This is a genomic window from Paenibacillus sp. URB8-2, assembly GCF_013393385.1.
In the GTDB taxonomy this organism is placed as follows: Bacteria; Bacillota; Bacilli; order Paenibacillales; family Paenibacillaceae; genus Paenibacillus_AQ.
The window spans coordinates 240,908-258,411 of record NZ_AP023239.1; the positions used below are offsets into that span (position 1 = coordinate 240,908).

Annotated in this window: 15 protein-coding genes and 1 tRNA gene; 10 read left to right on the forward strand and 6 right to left on the reverse strand. The window is 50.3% G+C overall.

The genetic code is table 11. The features are described from left to right. Positions 1-21: 21 nt before the first annotated feature. Positions 22-876 carry an HDOD domain-containing protein gene (locus tag PUR_RS01205; RefSeq protein ID WP_179033669.1) on the reverse strand — a complete coding sequence of 285 codons (855 nt, stop codon included), beginning with the start codon at positions 874-876 and terminating at the stop codon, positions 22-24. Between the two features lie 385 nt (positions 877-1,261). Here PUR_RS01205 and PUR_RS01210 point away from each other — a divergent pair, with 385 nt between their 5' ends. The 4 genes from PUR_RS01210 to PUR_RS01225 all read left to right on the forward strand — a co-directional run bounded on the left by PUR_RS01210 (position 1,262) and on the right by PUR_RS01225 (position 4,820). Beyond that, a complete protein-coding gene (locus tag PUR_RS01210) occupies positions 1,262-2,227 on the forward strand; it encodes a S8 family peptidase (RefSeq protein ID WP_179033670.1) in 966 nt (321 codons plus the stop codon). Next, positions 2,224-3,024 carry an endonuclease I family protein gene (locus PUR_RS01215; RefSeq protein WP_179033671.1) on the forward strand — a complete coding sequence of 267 codons (801 nt, stop codon included), beginning with the start codon at positions 2,224-2,226 and terminating at the stop codon, positions 3,022-3,024. The genes PUR_RS01210 and PUR_RS01215 overlap by 4 nt, the downstream gene beginning before the upstream one ends. 213 nt (positions 3,025-3,237) lie before the next feature. Then, positions 3,238-3,322 (forward strand) — tRNA-Leu (locus tag PUR_RS01220). Between the two features lie 112 nt (positions 3,323-3,434). Next, on the forward strand, positions 3,435-4,820 hold the full coding sequence (locus PUR_RS01225; protein WP_179033672.1) for an MATE family efflux transporter: 1,386 nt from the start codon (positions 3,435-3,437) through the stop codon (positions 4,818-4,820). Between the two features lie 1,103 nt (positions 4,821-5,923). Here PUR_RS01225 and PUR_RS01230 read toward each other — a convergent pair. Beyond that, positions 5,924-6,646 carry a hypothetical protein gene (locus tag PUR_RS01230; RefSeq protein ID WP_179033673.1) on the reverse strand — a complete coding sequence of 241 codons (723 nt, stop codon included), beginning with the start codon at positions 6,644-6,646 and terminating at the stop codon, positions 5,924-5,926. A gap of 313 nt (positions 6,647-6,959) precedes the next feature. Here PUR_RS01230 and PUR_RS01235 point away from each other — a divergent pair, with 313 nt between their 5' ends. After that, positions 6,960-7,382 (forward strand): ArsC/Spx/MgsR family protein, encoded by a 423-nt coding sequence (locus PUR_RS01235; protein WP_179033674.1) that lies wholly within the window; start codon positions 6,960-6,962, stop codon positions 7,380-7,382. A gap of 345 nt (positions 7,383-7,727) precedes the next feature. Further along, positions 7,728-8,054 (forward strand): NifB/NifX family molybdenum-iron cluster-binding protein, encoded by a 327-nt coding sequence (locus PUR_RS01240; protein ID WP_179033675.1) that lies wholly within the window; start codon positions 7,728-7,730, stop codon positions 8,052-8,054. Positions 8,055-8,156: 102 nt separating this feature from the next. Here PUR_RS01240 and PUR_RS01245 read toward each other — a convergent pair whose 3' ends face one another. Together PUR_RS01245 and PUR_RS01250 are read right to left on the reverse strand one after the other, a co-directional pair. After that, a complete protein-coding gene (locus PUR_RS01245) occupies positions 8,157-9,251 on the reverse strand; it encodes a glycosyltransferase family 4 protein (protein ID WP_179033676.1) in 1,095 nt (364 codons plus the stop codon). 13 nt (positions 9,252-9,264) lie between these two features. After that, complete coding sequence (locus tag PUR_RS01250; protein ID WP_232101667.1) at positions 9,265-10,071, reverse strand: glycosyltransferase family 2 protein; 807 nt, start codon at positions 10,069-10,071, stop codon at positions 9,265-9,267. Positions 10,072-10,620: 549 nt separating this feature from the next. On the opposite strand from PUR_RS01250, the gene PUR_RS01255 reads away from it, so the two are divergent. From PUR_RS01255 to PUR_RS01270, 4 genes are read left to right on the forward strand one after another with little or no spacing between them, the layout of a single operon-like run. Beyond that, the gene (locus PUR_RS01255) at positions 10,621-11,433 is read left to right on the forward strand and encodes an ABC transporter ATP-binding protein (RefSeq protein ID WP_197970139.1); all 813 of its coding nucleotides are present in this window, start codon (positions 10,621-10,623) and stop codon (positions 11,431-11,433) included. Positions 11,434-11,451: 18 nt separating this feature from the next. Further along, positions 11,452-12,228, forward strand: coding sequence for an ABC transporter permease (locus tag PUR_RS01260; protein ID WP_179033678.1), 777 nt, complete (start codon positions 11,452-11,454; stop codon positions 12,226-12,228). A gap of 32 nt (positions 12,229-12,260) precedes the next feature. Further along, positions 12,261-13,286: an ABC transporter substrate-binding protein gene (locus PUR_RS01265; RefSeq protein ID WP_179033679.1), complete on the forward strand. Its 1,026-nt coding sequence runs from the start codon at positions 12,261-12,263 to the stop codon at positions 13,284-13,286. A 39-nt stretch (positions 13,287-13,325) separates the two neighbouring features. Continuing rightward, positions 13,326-14,525, forward strand: coding sequence for a radical SAM protein (locus PUR_RS01270; RefSeq protein ID WP_179033680.1), 1,200 nt, complete (start codon positions 13,326-13,328; stop codon positions 14,523-14,525). 124 nt (positions 14,526-14,649) lie between these two features. Here the strand turns inward: PUR_RS01270 and PUR_RS01275 are convergent, their stop codons facing one another. Next, positions 14,650-15,894 (reverse strand): SpoVR family protein, encoded by a 1,245-nt coding sequence (locus tag PUR_RS01275; RefSeq protein ID WP_179033681.1) that lies wholly within the window; start codon positions 15,892-15,894, stop codon positions 14,650-14,652. Between the two features lie 138 nt (positions 15,895-16,032). Beyond that, the gene (locus PUR_RS01280; RefSeq protein ID WP_179033682.1) at positions 16,033-17,391 is read right to left on the reverse strand and encodes a DUF444 family protein; all 1,359 of its coding nucleotides are present in this window, start codon (positions 17,389-17,391) and stop codon (positions 16,033-16,035) included. Positions 17,392-17,504 lie beyond the last annotated feature (113 nt).

A 17,504-nucleotide genomic window follows, 5' to 3' on the forward strand; every position in this document is an offset into this window, starting at 1 on the left:
GAGCTCCTTTTTTCTGTGCAATTAGGCGAAAATCCGGCTGACTTGCTCGACTTCGTCCGGAAGCGATGCTCCTGTTTCCTCCACCATATCCTTGGTGATGCCCAGGTTTTGCATGACTCTGGCATTGATCGGATGGTGCACATTCAGTCCAATCAGCCTTTGATAATATTCCGTACTGATGCAGTCGGCTACGTGAATGAGTTCAATTTCGTTTAGATTGTCTGTGGACAGCAAAGGGGAATGGTGATATTTTACGACCAGCCCCAGATCCTCGGGAAGACCCCATCGTTCACAAATCCATGAGCCGATATCTGCGTGGGTCTTACCTCCTAAGGTGATTTTTTCCGCCACGATATGATGGACGCCTCGATTCATAGCTTCATATATCTTATCAACAAGCTCCGGAAGACAGGCGTTGAGGATCGCGAAGCCAATATCATGACATAGGCCATAGGAGAAAAGCTGAAATTTGTCCCCGATCTTCAGTTTGGACGAGAGCAGATTGCAGGCTACCGCGGTTCCCAGATTATGCTTCCAGTATTGATGGCTTGAGAAAAGCGTGGATTTCCCAAATTCATCATGGAATAACAGTTCCGTAATAAAATAAATCAACAAGTTCCGCATCGTTTTCATGCCTAGGAAGACTATGGCTTCATTTATATTATTGATCGTTCTGGATATTTGATAATATCCGGAATTTACATTTGCAAGAACAGCTTGATTTAATTCATCGTATAACGTTACTTTTTCCGCAAGCAGATCGATATCCAGCTGATCCGGTTGTCTGATCATTTCAAAAATATCACGGATTGCCGGTGGAATAACAGGCATTTTGGGCGACGCTTCAAGCGCTTTGTACACGTCTATTTGATTCATGATTTTCACTTCCTCCAATACTTTGGCGATACATGTCGAAATGTTTCGTGAACGTGAAATTGTAGCTGGACTATATAATTATATAATACACGGAAGTGCAATTGATGGATAAAATGTTACAAAATCCCCGGTGACAGAATTGAGAATATTGAATAAAGAGTTGAACGGAATGAGTCACGCGATTAAAAGTGAATTCAATAAATTGATTGTTTTAATTGGAATGTTCTGTTAAACTATGAATATATCAAGAACAAATGTTCCTATTTATTGAATGAGAGAGTTTGAAGGTGTTATAATAAGTTACTCCAAAAAATACTAAAATTAAGATTTTAAGGGTGCGTTGGCTGGCGATTCTCATTTTACTCTTAGGAGGAGGAGAGAAGAAATGGAACGACGGAAAATCAAGCTGTTTCCTTATCGGGTGGAAGCTCAGGCCCAGAAGGTAAGCGAAATTCCGAAAGGCATCGAGATGATTCAGGCGCCGGCGGTGTGGGGCCAGACAAAGGGCGAAGGCATTACGGTAGCCATTCTGGATACGGGGTGCGAAGTCTCACATCCGGATTTGAAGGGACGGGTCGCAGGCGGGCGGAATTTTACGGACGATGACAACGGCAATCCGGACGTATTTGTGGATTATAACGGGCACGGCACGCATGTAGCCGGGACGATAGCGGCGATCAGCAATAATACCGGTGTGGTTGGTGTAGCGCCGGAAGCGAATCTGCTGATCCTGAAGGTGCTGAACAAGGACGGCTCAGGCCAATATGAGTGGATTATCAATGGAATCAATTACGCGGTTGAGCAAAAGGCGGATATCATCTCCATGTCGCTCGGCGGACCGGAGGATGTGCCGGAGATGCATGAAGCGATCCAGCGGGCGGTGGCGGCGAATATTTTGGTTATCTGCGCGGCGGGGAATGAAGGCGACGGTAATTTCGCTACCGACGAATTTGGCTATCCCGGCTCCTATAATGAAGTCATCAGCGTGGGCGCCGTCGATTTACAGCGGAACTCGACTAATTTTACGAATTCGAATAATGAAGTGGACCTTGTCGCGCCGGGTGCGGGAATTCTGTCAACCTATTTGAACAAGACCTATGCGACACTCAGTGGCACCTCCATGGCGACGCCGCACGTATCGGGTGCGATGGCGCTGATCAAGCTGATCGCGAACGAAAGCTTCGGCCGTGACCTGACCGAACCCGAGCTGTATGCGCAGCTGATCAAGCGGACGATCCCGCTTGGCAACTCGCCGCGGCTGGAGGGCAACGGACTCTTGTACCTGACAGCTCAGGAGGAACTGGCCAAGGTCTTCACGCCCGCTGTCATCGCGAAGGTATTAAGTCTATGACGCATATGAGGATGCTGGCGCTTGAGCTGGAAGAGGCCAGGGAAATCCACCTCGCGATGGCCGGCGAACGCCCTTATTACGACGAAATGCGGGATAACGAGCTGAAAGCTAGTTACTACAGCGGTGGCATTACGAATATACATGAACTCCAGCAGCTGCTGGACCGGACTCATGACCACCGGCTGCCTTACAAGCCTTACCGCTATGTCTATCCGTGGGTCGATCTGCAGGAGAATGGGCAGCTCAAAAGCCTGTATTCCGGCCGTGCTATGTCCCCGCTTGAAGCAATTGAAGCGGATATCCGGCTGCTTGAAGCGGAGGATGATGTAAGCCTGGCGGGAGAGATCATGCTGAACTGCGAGCATGTCGTGCCGCAGTCATGGTTCGGTAAGAGAGAACCGATGCGGGGCGACCTGCATCATCTGTTTGCCTGCGAGCCGGGCTGCAACAGCCGCAGAGGGAATAATCCGTATTATGATTTTTTGGATTATACGCCGGAAGCGAGTGTGCAGAATGTGATTGCAGGCTGCGGCAAGCAGGAGGACGGCCGATTTGAGCCTGAATACGGCAAAGGCATTGTCGCCCGCGCAACCCTTTATTTCCTGCTGCGCTATCCCGGCGTTATCGGCAGCAGCCATGTCGATGAAACGCTGCTGCTGGAATGGCACCGCTCTTTTCCGGTTACGCTTTATGAATTGCATCGGAATTTGGCGGTTTTCGAGCTGCAGGGCAACCGCAACCCGTTTATCGATTTTCCGGAAGAAGCAGAGCGGTGGGCGGGAAGCGGCGCTAATTAGTGTGTTATTCATTGCTCGACACTCTTATACACATTCCGACACTCGATTTTGTAATCATTGAACCCGATGCCATGCTCATTCCTCTCCGGATATCGTGCTTAACAATATGGAGGAGCTTTTTCGCCCTCTACTTTAAATTAAAAAACTCTTATTGTCCTTTCAATTAATTCATGCTATATTATTTTTTGTGCCCGCACTATTTTTATTGCATACGCGGTCGTGGCGGAATTGGCAGACGCGCACGGTTCAGGTCCGTGTGGGCTAACCCCCCGTGGAGGTTCGAGTCCTCTCGACCGCATATTTAAATAGACAGATAACATCAATGCAGGCCGATCCCTTGAGCAGCTCTTCAAATATGAAGAGCCTTTTTCTTTTTCGGCGACATATTCTATTGGAAATGAAGTGAGGTTATGATTCAGCCCAATGCGAACGTTAAACAAGGATTGCTTAATAAATATTTTTCCGGCGAAGCGATAGATTACCGGCAGATGATCTCGCTTTTTATCCCGATTCTGATTGACCAGGCTTTCGTAGTCGGCCTCAATTTGATCAACACGGCCATGATCAGCTCGGCGGGAGTGGCCGCGATCAGTGCGGTGAACATGATTGACTCGCTTAATATTTTTCTTCTCAGCGTGTTTATCGCCGTAGCGACGGGCGGGACGGTTGTAGTGGCCCAGTATAAAGGAAGCGGCAACGATGCCATGGTCTCCAAGGCGACGGCCGGAGCTGTATCTTCGGTGTCTCTGCTCGCGCTTTTCGTCGGTTTATTCGGCATTTTGTTCCATGGTCCGCTGCTTAACCTGCTGTTCGGCGCGGCTGAACCGGATGTCATGGCCAATGCCCGAACGTATTTGATCGGAAGCAGCGTGTCCTACTTGGGGATCGCCGTCGTGGAAGCGGTATGCGGAGCCCTCAGGGGAACCGGAAGAACGCGGGCGTCGCTGGTGCTGTCGCTGATCATGAATCTGATGTATGTCCTCCTTAATCTCGTGTTTATCAATCTTTTGCAGATGGGCGTTCTTGGCATGACGATTTCCATCAATGCAGCCCGTTATTTGGGGGCGGCTTGCGCTCTGTATTATTTGTTCCGGATGGACAGCAGCCTGCAAATCAAAATCCGCGATATCCTGACGTTCAATCTATCCATGCTGAAAAAAATCATGTTTATCGGCTTGCCGTTCGCCGCGGAACAGATGTTTTTTAACGGTGGCAAAATTTTGACCCAAATATTCATCGTCAGCCTGGGCACGTATGCGATTGCCACCAACGCGATCTGCTCCGCTCTTGCCGGAGTTATGCAAATTCCTGCGAATGCGCTGGCTTTGACGATTATTACGGTGGTCGGCCAGTGTATGGGAAGCGAAAATATCAAAGATGCTAGAAAATTCACTAAATCTTTTACTGTGGCATCTTCGCTTTCCTTTGTAGTCATGGGGCTATTGATCCTGCCGATTTTTAAACCGCTCGTATCGCTGTTTCATCCCCCCGCTGAAATTGTTGACGATATTTTCTTGATCGTACTTATCAATACAATTGCCCAAATCCCGCTGTGGTCCACCAGCTTTGTCATGCCTTCTGCGCTTAGAGCGGCAGGCGATTCCAAATTTACGTCCATCGTTTCCATGCTATCCATGTGGCTGTTCCGCGTCGTGCTCGGTTACATTTTGGGTATTGTTCTGCATTTGGGCATTCTGGGCGTCTGGCTCGCAATGGAATGCGAATGGGCTGTCCGGGGCGGGATCTTCCTGAAGAGATTTCTCGGCAAAAAGTGGTATCAGCACCGGCTTATTTAATCGAGTATTACTATGATTGGTATGCAGGGTACGTGAGGTATTTCAGAAATTTCATGCTCATTACCATCAAGGTGATACTCCGGATGAAGTCAAAAAATATGCTTATTTTTACCTTCATACATTTACCTCCTTTGGTTGTAAACTTGACCATCACAAGGTGCTTTGATGGTATAATAAATATCAAACGGGAAAAAAGTAGTCGTAGTCGCGCTTGTGATGATACAGACTAATTGATTTCTCATCATTCGATGATGACGAGCCCGAGTTCTTCTGTTCGGAATGTATTGGAACACACGAGAAAGAAAGAGCATACGAACAAATGAAACATCAGCGAGAAAGATTAGCTACCTGTTTGGGAGAGCACTGAAAAAGTCTTCTTTACCGAGCTGAACTAAATACTCAAGGAAAAACGAGCCTCTAGAATCGTTTCTAAGGCTCGTTTCGCGTGTAAGGAGGCATATTTGCCCCCCTAATTTTTATTGTTTTTTCAAAATCGGTAGTTTATTATCAGTGCTTTACCTGTTTGGGTGATTTTGTTTGTTGTCGGGTAATGTTCTGAGACTAGATGTTGACAAGAACATTGTCCGATTCCCGATTCATGACAAGAACATAATCTAATTCAGGGTACAGAAAACCTCGTTCTCAAATACTGCAGGATGATCGTTGTTAAAATGAGTTCTGCTGTACATCATCCGAAGTAGTTAAACTCTGCCGGAGGTCAAGAAGGTTATCCCGCAAATAGTAGTGAAACTCGCACCTTTTTTAATTTCGATTTTCGAGGTTTCAGATGATGTGTGTTGTATTCACGACGCCTTACCACCTTAAGTCCCGAAGGACACGATAACGAATAGGATAAGCAACTTGAATTGACTGTCGGTCCGTTTACTGAGAAGAACTGGACAAATAAATATAAGTAGCAAAAATCATATATACAAGAAGAAATGCAAGTACTACAATTATTATTCTTAGAAATGTTCTTTTCCGTTTATTCATTTGCTTTTTCAATAGATTACCCCCTTGAATTTTGTAATCAATTAAATTGATTACAGATATGAGAAAAAAGGGAGCTGAGTAGCTCCCTCATATTAAATGTAGGGTTAATCTTAGAAAGACCAATCGTGTTCTAGTTGCTTTGAAGTAATATCTCCGACACCTTCCCATATAATCGACAATGTCAGAATACCAACAATGTGGGCATACCCACCTGTTCTGTTACTATTAATTGTAGCATATGATGCACCAGCTTTGTGCTCCCAGCTATTCCCAGGATGGAAGCCCAATAGAGCACTATCAGTTGTTGCTGGATCACTATTAATCTTACCATCAACAAAATGAACTGTCACGTATGAGTACATCCAAGATAGTCCATTATCATTCCATTTCTTAGAATAAGTAGTCCAGTAATCATTTGACGACGCTAGTGTAGATACTGTGTTTGTCTCTACTTCAACAGGATTATTTTGAGCATTTGTTGCTAAATCGTTGTAGTAATACAACAGCGCAGCATATTCATCCAGCGAATCTACTTTAATACTCTTATTGGGTTCTACATTAGTTGAAAGATTAGCTGAAGCTTTAGAGGTGTTGGTATCGTAACCAGCAGCCTTTTTCAACTCATCCACTGAGTCGAACTTTCCTGCATAAGTTTTAAAGTAAGATTTTGGTACAATGTCATGAACAGGAACGACAGTCTTATTGGTGGAGACCGATGACTGAGTTTTATCAGCAGCAAGAACTACGGTTCCAGAAAACATACTAGCAATTAAAGCGAAAGAGAAAAGCATTTTAGTAGAAAAATTAATAACATATCCAACAAATCGTAGCAATTAATCCCACTCCTGTTTAATATTAATGAATATATTCATTAAGCAGTCGACTGTTACACATTACATTTTTTACAATAAAATGTAAACCCATATTTTTAATTTAATGGAAAAAGAGTATGTTTGTTGGGTAATATGGGAGTTTATTATTCTATATTCCGGTCGTTGGATATAGTCAGTCTTCTAAACGAAGTGTAAGCAGGGGAAGTTCATCAATTGTCCAAACTCTCGCTGCGGAGGTTCGGAATTCATTGCCCGGGATAGAGGGACTGCCTTATGATGGATGTAATCAATCTGTCCTAGGGAGGTATAGTAAATGGCGCAAATTATTTTATATACGAAAAATGGCTGTATGGGGGGTGCCCGTCAAAAGGCGCTACTCGAGAGTTATGGTCACACGGTGGAGGAGCGGTCGCTGCTTGATACGGAATGGACGCCTGAAACGCTGCAGCCGTATCTGGCCGGCCTTGAGCTGAAGGACTGGTTCAACCCAAACGCTCCCTCGGTCAAAGCGGGCCGGGTCGTCCCTGGAGCTCTTTCCCGGGAGGAGACGCTGGAGCTGTTATGCAGCGACCCGATTCTGATCAAGCGCCCGTTGATCGACACCGGCAGTCAGGTTTTTGCGGGATTCGATTCGGAATATCTGAAGGAGATCGGTCTCTGTGAAGTTCCCTCGGGATACAATACAGGGTGCCAGATGAAAGACCAGGGAAGCGGCTGCTCGTCTTCCGAGGCGTGAAGGACGCTGGGAACCCAATAATCGAAGCGTGTGGATGAGAGAGTGCCTTTTTAGGCGCTCTCTTTTTTTAAAATATAAGAATTTATAAGTTTCCCGCTTCTAAAAAGACAGCGAAGCCGTTTCTTCTTAGGGATGGCGGACGTTTTGCGCCAGGTGGCGATCGGACGGTCCGAGGCTCTAGCTAATGTTAACTTAGCTCCCGTGTTTTCCGAAGCTTTGTTGAACAGCCTTGGTATTTGATTGTGCAGGCAGTATAGTGTTTGTTAATTACTCTGGCGCTCAAGAAGAACCACCCGGCGGTGCGTATTTGAAGTATAAATATTTAAATAAAGAGGAGGCAGGCGAATGCCGAACAGGATTGCGATTGGCAGCAGCGACGGGCAATGGATCGACCAGCATTTTGGCAGCTGTGAGCAGTTTATGGTTTATGATGTATCCGCGGCAGGTGATTGGACGCTGGTGGAAGTACGCACAACGGGAAGCGAAGGCTTCACCGGCAGGCACAGCCAGGAGCAGTTGAACCAAATTATAGCTCTTATATCCGATTGCAGCACCGTGCTTGTCAGCCGGCTCGGCATGGGGGCCTCGGAGGAGCTTAAGGAGCGCGGGATTGCGTTCAGCACCGATTATATCTCATTAAAGCATGCCCAGGAGAAGTTGGTTACGGGTTGAGTTTAAGACCTCCGCCGTTTCGTGATGTTATCTGAAGCGGAGGTTGTGCCTTCTGTGTTTTTTGCTGAAACGATCAATCATAGCGATTTCAGTCTGCGGACTTTACACTCCATGCTTTGTTCCCGGCACCTCGGTCAGCGCGGACGCTCCCGGCAGCAATTCGCGATAAACGCTGAGCATCTCTTCCGCCATGCGCCCGGCACGGTAGTAGTCGAGTCCGATGCCGGACCGGGCGCGGTAGCGCTGCCGCATGACGTCGTCGGAGAGGAGCCGGGAGATCGCGCCTGCGAGCGCCCTGGCGTCGCTGGGCGGCACCAGTAGGCCGGATTCCCCGTGATCCAGCGCCTCGGGAATGCCATCCACTTCGGTCGCGACGATGGCGCAACCCGATTCCCTGGCCTCAATCAGGACAAGTCCGAACGGTTCCTTATGGGAGGCGAGGACGAATACATCGGCCGCTTTCATCCACCGGCTGCTCTCGGACTGGAAGCCTGCGAACCGGATGCGGCTGGAAAATGGGGAGGCAGAAGCGCGCTCCTCGAATTTTGCCCGGTCCGGACCGTCTCCTACGATGTACAGCCTTGCGTCCGGGTGGCCGCCCGCAAGAAGATTGAAAGCGTCAATGAGGTCGGATATTCCTTTGCGCTCGTACATGCCGGCAACCGTGACGATGGCCCGACCTTCCAAGGGTTCGGGGCCGGAATCCGAATGGCGCGGGCTTCCGATCGTGCCGTTCAGAATGACGCGCAGCTTGTCCCGTTTGACGCCCCGGCTCGCCATGGCATCGGAGACCGCCTGGCTTACTGCGATCACCCTGTCGCCGACTCTCATGAAATCGGCGCTCTTTTGAAATTCGTTATGGACATGGGTCACGATCTTGTATTTGCGGAAGCCCCTCAGAAAGCGGGCGAGCACCGCGCCGGTCATCATATGCGCATGAATGATATCGGGTGCGAAGTCCGCAACCATCCGTCTGAAATCAAAAACAGCCCGCATAAGCTGGGCGGGCTTTCTCGTCTGGTCCAGGCGGTAGTGACGAATATGATATCGGGTAAGAAGTTCTTCATACTGGCCGCCTGCCGATATAATTCCTACCTGATGATTTCTCGCAGTCTGTTCGCAGGCCAAGTCGATCATGACGTTGACGATGCCGTTGCCCGACTCTTTCACGTGATTGGCAACATGAAGGATACGCATCAAGCTTCCCTCCTTATACAGGCCGTTTCTCGCTTTCGATAGCATAGACCGGCTTCTCGCGCTTTTTCTCCCGACCGTACAGCTCGTACAACTTGATTTCCTTAAGGAACTCATAATACATCCAGAAAAAAGCGACGCTGAACCCGGCAATTCCTTTCGTAATCATCTTGCGGACGAACAGGGTATAGACCAGCTTGGCGGGCGGGCGGAACAGAAGTCTCATCAGGCTGAACGGCCGTTGCCTGTCATATTCTTTTCGCGCCTCAAGGTCGGTGTATTTGTTGAAGCGCCGTACATGGTCCTGGATGCTGCGGTAGCCATGATGCCAGAGAGTACCGTCCAGACAAGGCACGGCGGCAGGGTCAACATCCGGTCCTTCGTGAACGAGGACATCTTTCATCCGCACTTCGTCTTTTTTGTACAGTCTGACGAGATGCTCGCCCTTCGGCATCCACTTGCCGAGAAAATCGCCGATCCGGTAGACCGTATAGGCTTTTACCTCATTTTCCGGCTGCGTTTTCCAGTTGGACAACGATTTCTGAAGCTCTTCGCTGACTTCTTCATCCGAATCGATAAAAAAGATCCAGTTGCTGGGCGCTTTTTCCGCTCCGAATATACGCTGTTTGGCATACCCCGGCCAAGGATTGTGATAGACGCTGCAGCCCAGATGCTCAGCGATAAGAACCGTTCCATCCGTGCTGCCTCCGTCGACGACGACGATATCATCCGCAAAAGGGCGGCAGGAGAGAATAGCTTGCTCGATTTTCTCTTCTTCGTTTTGAGTGATGATCACAACAGACAATCGTTTGGTGTCAGTCAATGGTTGGTTCACCTCTTTCGGGTTATTCGCCAGCTAAAGCGTAACGGGAATCCATTCTGTATGCCATATATTGATAATAAATGGTTTTAGCTTTAGTTTAATCCTTAAACGGAACAAGTGTATATACCTCAATAGTTCACCTTATATTCATCCAATTGGGTGAGGGATTCGGCGCCCGGTCATTGCAGTCCAAACCACAACACAAATTTGTAACAATCTGAGAAAAACATGAAAAGTATGCAATCTGATCATTGACGCCGAACGGGCGAAAACAATATAATCCTATCAAGTAAGTTGGAATTAACCGAATTAACCTTGTGAAAGAATGCACCATTCATATCCCAAAGTCGAGCGGATCACCGCAGGCCTTACTTTCTCTTTCAGGGGAGATGTAGGGCTTTTTTTGTAGAATTTTGAATGTAGTTGGCGTCATATGAAAAAGGGTGCAAGTCGTATGCAGTTTTAAAACCGAGTATTCACATTGAAAAAGTCAAATTAAAAGGAGTGATTGAGGTGTCCCGTTATCCTTTGATCTCATCCGGCACGATCATCGAAGGTTCCCCTGAGGAAAATGTCCAGTCGCCCATTATATCTATACGGCAGCTCGGTAAATCTTTTCAGTGCGGAGCCGGTAAGAATGCCGTTCGCTATCAGGTGCTGAAAGATGTCGATCTGAACATTAATAAAGGGGAGTTTTTTATCCTCCTGGGCCCCAGCGGCTGCGGCAAATCCACATTGCTTAACCTGATCGCCGGCTTTGAGAAGCAAACCGAGGGCGAGCTGCTTGTGGATGGCCAGGCAATCGAACGTCCCGGAAAAGAGCGCGCGATGGTATTTCAGCATCCGGACGCCTCTTTGTTCCCCTGGCTGAATGTGAGAGAAAATATCGAATTTGGCCTTCGCATGCAGGGGATGAAGAAGGGGGAGCGCAAAGCGATATCCGACCGTTACATTGAACTGGCGGGTCTTACGGGACATGAACGCAAATTTCCGCGTGAGCTGTCCGGGGGCATGAAGCAGCGGGTGCAAATCGCCAGGGTGCTCGCCAATGAGCCGGACATTCTGCTGATGGACGAACCGCTTGGAGCTTTGGACGCATTCACCCGCAGAGTTATGCAGGAGGAACTGGTGCGAATCTGGTCGGAGACGAAGAAGACAATTATTTTCGTCACGCATGATATTCAGGAAGCGGTGCTGCTCGGCGGCCGGATCGGGATCATGTCCATAGGTCCGGACTCGCGGGTATTCGAAATTATGGACAATCGCCTGGAGTATCCCCGTGATTTGACCTCGCGGGAATTTAATCTGATACAGAAGAAGCTGCAGGGTATCTTTCAAGACGATCTTTATTTCCATTTGTAACAGAAAGGAGGAAAAGATATGCGTTATGTTCGGAAGGGACTGCAGATGGGGATTGTTTCCTGGATATTGTTCCTTATTCTGTGGCAGATCTTTGCCATGAATTCGAACCAGGACTATTTTCCGACTCCCGTTCAGACGCTTCACGGAGCGATTGAGCTGATTGCCGACAATTCGCTGTTCACTTATGTCTTTATCAGCTTTAAACGGGTGCTGCTCGGTTGGCTGCTTGGCAGCCTGCTGGGCATTCCGGCGGGCCTCTTGATCGGCCGGTTCAAATGGCTCCGGCAGCTCGTCGAGCCTTATCTGAACTTCTTCCGGTTCATTCCGGCCCTGGCCTTCATCACTTTGTTCATTCTGTGGTTTGGGATCGGAGAGCAGTCGAAGATCATTCTGATTATGTATGCGACGCTGTTCATCGTCATTCTGAACACGGCAGCCGGCGTAGTGAACGTCGAGGACGACAAAATCCGCTCAGCAAGGTCGCTTGGAGCCTCGGAGCGGCAGATTTTGATCCATGTGATTATTCCCGCCGTCGTTCCCGCCTTCTTTAACGGAGTCCGGCTGGCCATGGGGAATTCGTTCATGGCCATTGTCGGCGCGGAAATGATCGCCGCCAACGAAGGGGTCGGCTATCTCATCTGGACTTCGCGGCTGTACTCCAAGACGGACTGGATTTTCGTTGGTCTGCTGCTGCTTGGACTGATGGGTTTTATCGGAGATCAGCTGCTGCGCTGGCTGGGAAAGACATCGCTGAAGCGCTATGGAATTGCCAAGGAAACAAGATTTGGAAGGTAAATTTGAAAGTAACCAATGGGGGGACAAGACAAATGAGAAACAAGCAAGGTCGGGTTTGGAAAGCAGTTGCAGGAGCCATGTTGTTGACGGGAATACTGATTTCGCTGTCGGGCTGCGGAGACGCCAAGGCGGAGAATAAGGAAGCTTCGAGCGCTCCGGCTCTGCAGAAGGTGCGTATCGGGGGAGACTCCGCCATATTCTCGCTGCAATTTCGGGTAGCCAAGGAGCAGGGAATCTTTGAAAAGAACGGAATTGATGCCGAAATATCGACATTCTCCTTCGGAATCGACACGCTCAATGCCGTACTGACCGACCGGGTGGACGTCGGGGAAGCGATGGACTATGCGGCGCTCAGCGCGATTTCCAAAGGGGACCTCAAGGTATTGTCCTTGTTCAACTCGCCGAAAGCGACCAGTTCGAAGCTCTTCGCCAGAGACGGAATCAGCAAGCCGGAGGATCTGGTGGGCAAGAAGCTTGGCGTACAGAAGGGAACCGTGAACGAGTACATTTGGGGCAAATATTTTGAAACGTTCCATATCGACAGCAAGGCTGTTACGCTCGTCCCGCTGCAATCCACTGCTGAAATATTGGCTGCATACGACAGAGGCGACATTCAGGCTGCCTGGTTCGGTACCGCGTTCTTCGACAAGGCCGAAAAGGTAAAGGGCTCGGTAGCGCTTAACGACCAATCCGCCATCAATGTCCGGACGAAGGGATTTTTGGTTGCAAAGGGCTCCCTGATCAAGGATAATCCCCAAATTTCGGCGGAACTGAACAAATCGCTGGCAGAGGCTTCCCAGTATATTATCGATCATCCGGAAGAGGCGGCCGAACTGGCATTCAAGGAGTTGAAGATTCCCAAAGAAAACGCATTGACAGAAATTAAGAATCAATGGGATTTTGATGTCCGCTTCAAGCAGGAGGATTATGACCAGTTGAAACAGATCAAGGAATGGAGCATTGCCAACGGCTATATCGAGCAGGATTTCAATCTTGACGACAAGCTGGCTCTGGATGGTCTGAAGGAAGCCTTCCCCGATAAAGTCGATATTAAGTAAAAGTCGACATTGAGTAAAAAATAAAGGAGATGCATACCAATGAGCGATTTGAAAATCCGGCTCCATGAGGAGCTTGCCATCAAGAACGCCTGTCAGGTTGAGGGCATCAACGCCGATCCTGCCATTTTTGAAGGGGTAGGGCTGGGCGACATCTACCAGGAACAAATCCAGACGCTGTTTGATTACAATCTGCATAATCATACGGGTGTTGTGCTGCCGATGTGCTTCTATACACCGGGGGGACTGCGGGTGGCCTACCGCTGGAATGACCGCTCTCCTTACAAGCTGCGCAGAGAGGGCAACCAGTTCATCCTGTACAATGAGCGCAAGGAACTGTTTCCGGTAAGCCTGAAAAAGCGCCCCAAGTACTACAGCCTGAAAACGTCTGACGGCGCCAACATGAATCAGGTTGCGACTCATAACGGAGAAGGGGCCATCTTCGTCTCCTACAGCAACGAGTGCTTCCTGAAGGAAACCGGCCATGACTGCAAATATTGCAATATCAACTATACGCATGATACGTATGGGGAAGAGCATGGCGTAAGCTGGAAATACCCGCGCCAGATTGGCGAAACCGCTGCGGTCGCTTACAAAGAGGGAGCCAAGCATATTACAATCAGCGGAGGATTTATCCCCGAGCGGCGGGAGATTGATTATTACTTCGACGTGGCGGAGGCGATTCAGGAGCATACCGGACTTCAGGACTTCAATGGCACAGCCGTAATCGGCGCGCCGCTTGACCTCAGCATCCTGGAGCGTTACAAAGATGCCGGCTACCGTACGGTTGCCATGAATCTCGAGATATGGGATAAAAATATTTTTAATTCGGTCTGCCCCGGAAAAGTGATTCACTGCGGCGGCTGGGATCATTGGGTGAAAGCGCTGGAACGGGCTGCGGTCGTCTTCGGTCATGGTCGTGTCCGCTCCAACTTTGTCGGCGGCATGGATACCAAGAAATCAACGCTGGAAGGCGTAAAATATCTTGCCTCCCAGGGGGTAATCGCCTACGCCGGGTCCTGGATTCCGAATCTCGGTTCGGAGTATGAGGGCCATCGGTCGCCGCTTCCGGAATGGCATTTGGACGTTGCGTACAAGACCGTTGATATTTTCCGCAGTGCCGGGTTTACCTATGAGCAGCTGTATGATTCCAGTGCCTCGGCTGACGGAATTTGGAATGATATTTACAAGATTGAGGATGAGCGGTTGCCGATATTCCGCGGCGAGACTGTCGTTGTCTAACTATAAAAAAAACCGGGAGGCGTTCGGCCGAGAATACAGGCCGAACGCCTCCCGGCCGTTTTCCGGCCACATGGAGTTAAGCGGAAGATCGGGCTTTCAGGCGCTGCGGGACTGCGTTCCCGCCTTATCCCGCCAACTGCTTGCCGTCATACATGTATATTTTCTCCTGCCCGTCGACCACGGTCTTTAAATGCACATTCCGGCCCCACAGACGGTGAACAAGGGGAAGCGTACGTTCGATGTATTTTCGGTCAAGCTCCAGGCCCTCAAAGCGGTTGTCCAGCAGCAGCTCGCCCCGGCCGTACAGGTCGTCGTCTTTGACCGTAAGGTAGGGGAAGCCGCCGTTGGTCCGGGAACGGATCAGGTTGTCCTTGATTTCTTCGACGTCTTTCGCCGTTACTTTGTATACCTGATCTTCCTGCTTGAAGACGAACAGATCCATCTCTTCCGCCAGCTCCTGCGTCAAATAGTTGCGGATGAACGATACGTCCGACTCCGTCTCCCGGATTTCAAACAGTGCTTCAAGCCCTTCCTTCTTCTCGATATGCCGGAGCATCATGAGACCGAGATAGTACGGATTGATCCGCCCCGGGGAAGGCTGGATGACGCCGGCATTCATTTTCGCAAATTCCACAATTTCCGAATCGCTGAGGTCAAGCTCGCGGACGAGCTTCAGATGCCAATAGCTGGCCCAGCCCTCATTCATAATCTTCGTCTCCATCTGAGGCCAGAAATACAGCATTTCGGCGCGGAGCATATATAAAATTTCCCGCTGCCATTCCTCCAGATACCGGCTCTGTCCCGCGATATAGCCGATAACATCCTTCACACCTCCGTCCGCTTCGCGGAAGCCCTCCGTTCGGCCGAACCGTACAAACGGATCGACATGCTCTTGAATGGCAATGCCGGCGTCCAGAAAGGCCTCGACTTCGTCCGCGCCGTATTCGTGGCTGAAATGCTCGATGCGGTCGGCGAATACGGCCATACGGTCAACCATCTGCCGGTCTGTGCCTGCGAACATGGCGTTATTTTTGAAGAAATCGCTGTGTCCCAGGACATGTGCCACAATCAGCTTGTTCTGAAGCAGGGTGTTGCTGTCCAGCAGGAACGCATAGCAGGGATCGGAGTTGATAACCAGCTCGTAAATTTTGCTCAGCCCATGATCGTATTCCGTCTTCATGCGCTGATAGGCTTTGCCGAAGCTCCAATGCGCGAACCGGGTTGGCATGCCGTAGGCTCCGATGGAATACAGCACTTCCGCCGGGCATACCTGGTAGCGCATCGGGAAGAAGTCGAGCCCGCTCTCCAGCGCAAGCTCCGTCAAGCGCTCCGCCGCTTGTTCCAATTGCTCCGCATCTTGATCGATCATAAGCGCTGCTCCTCCTATGTCATACGGCGGCCTTTGCGTTCCGAGACTTCCATCTCCGCAAAGACCGCCGCCGGTTTTTTTCGGGGCCCATCAAGCACCCCATCAGACTTTGAAGCTAAATCCCGCTCCGGGCTTATTTCAGCTTGCCTCTACTTCGTCGCCGAAGAAAGCCTTCAGCGTCTTGAACACATCCTCTTTCTCCTTCAGGACGGACCGGATAAAATCGGGCGATTTCAGACCGGACATCGACTCCCAGAGCCGTTTGCTTCCGTATACATGCTGCCGGATTTCGCCGTAACCGAGCACATTGACTTTTTCCAGCAGGTCGCCTGCCAGCTTTACGGTCGTAAGGTTGTCGCTGTCGAGATTGTCCCCGTCCGAGAAGTGAAAGGCGTAGGCGTTGTATTGGCCCGGAGGGTAATCGTTCTCCAGGATATTTAGCGCCAGTTCGTAGACCGAGGAGCATTTCGTACCGCCGCTTTCGCCCTTGCGGAAGAAGGATTCCTCGTCCACCTCTTTCGCCTCTGTGCAGTGCGACAGAAACCGGATCTGCACATTCTCGTACTTGGTCCGCAGGAAGCGGACCATCCAGAAGAAGAAGCTGCGGGCCACATATTTCTCGAAACTGCCCATGGAGCCCGACGTATCCATCATGGCGAGAACAACGGCTGAGGACTGGGGCCTCCGGATATCCTCCCATGTCTTGAACCGCAAATCTTCACCGATAATCGGGCCGAGAACCGGTACCGACGCCCCGGAGCCCGGCATGTAGCCGGTGCTTTCGGCCGCTTGGAAGCCGAGAGTCAGTCCGAGCCGCGCCGCCGTTCCAGCCAGATCATTCGCCCCAGGGCCCGGAGCGGCCCCGGCATTCCCGCCGCCGGTATCGTAGTCGCCGTAATCGGCGGAGGATTCCGACCACGCCGCGGCGCCTGGCGATCCCTGCAGTCCGCTGCTTAGCGCCTGGCGTTTGATCGCTTCAAACAGCGTCCGCTTTTTATCGACATTCGAGATCATGCCCTGCTTGCGGACGTCCTCGAACCGGACGTCTTCGACGGTCAAATCCGGCGCGGCCTTCGGTTTCAGCTTCGGCAGCTTCAAATCCTCGAACACGAGCTCGGCCAGCTCATCGATCGTCAGCTCCGCTTCGTAATAGTCGGCTCCTGGCTGATCGCCCGCTTCGCGTCCCTTGCCCGGCCCCGCCGCCTCGCCTTGCCCCGCCTTGCCGATGATATCGCCGACTTGGGTGCCGCCCTGTCCCTGTCCAACCTGCGGCTTGTCCTGGGAGTTGTAGCGGAACTTCGGCTCATCCAGGCTGCGGATCGGAACCTTGATCACTTTATCGCCCTGGGGCATTATAATCGACTCTTCGCTGACAAGGTCGGCGAGATTTTCACGAATCGCTTCCTTTACTTTGCGCTTGTGACGCTCCTGGTCGATTTCTCCCTTGCGGTGCAGCGACCAGTCGTCGCGCGCGATCACGAACAATCGTTTGTCCATGCCGCCCACCTCCCGGAAATGATTGGATTCGAAACCTGGAATTGCGGAATATTAACGCGTGACCGTCCGAAAGTAAAAAGGGAAAGGGGCGAACGGCCGGAATGGCCGCCGCC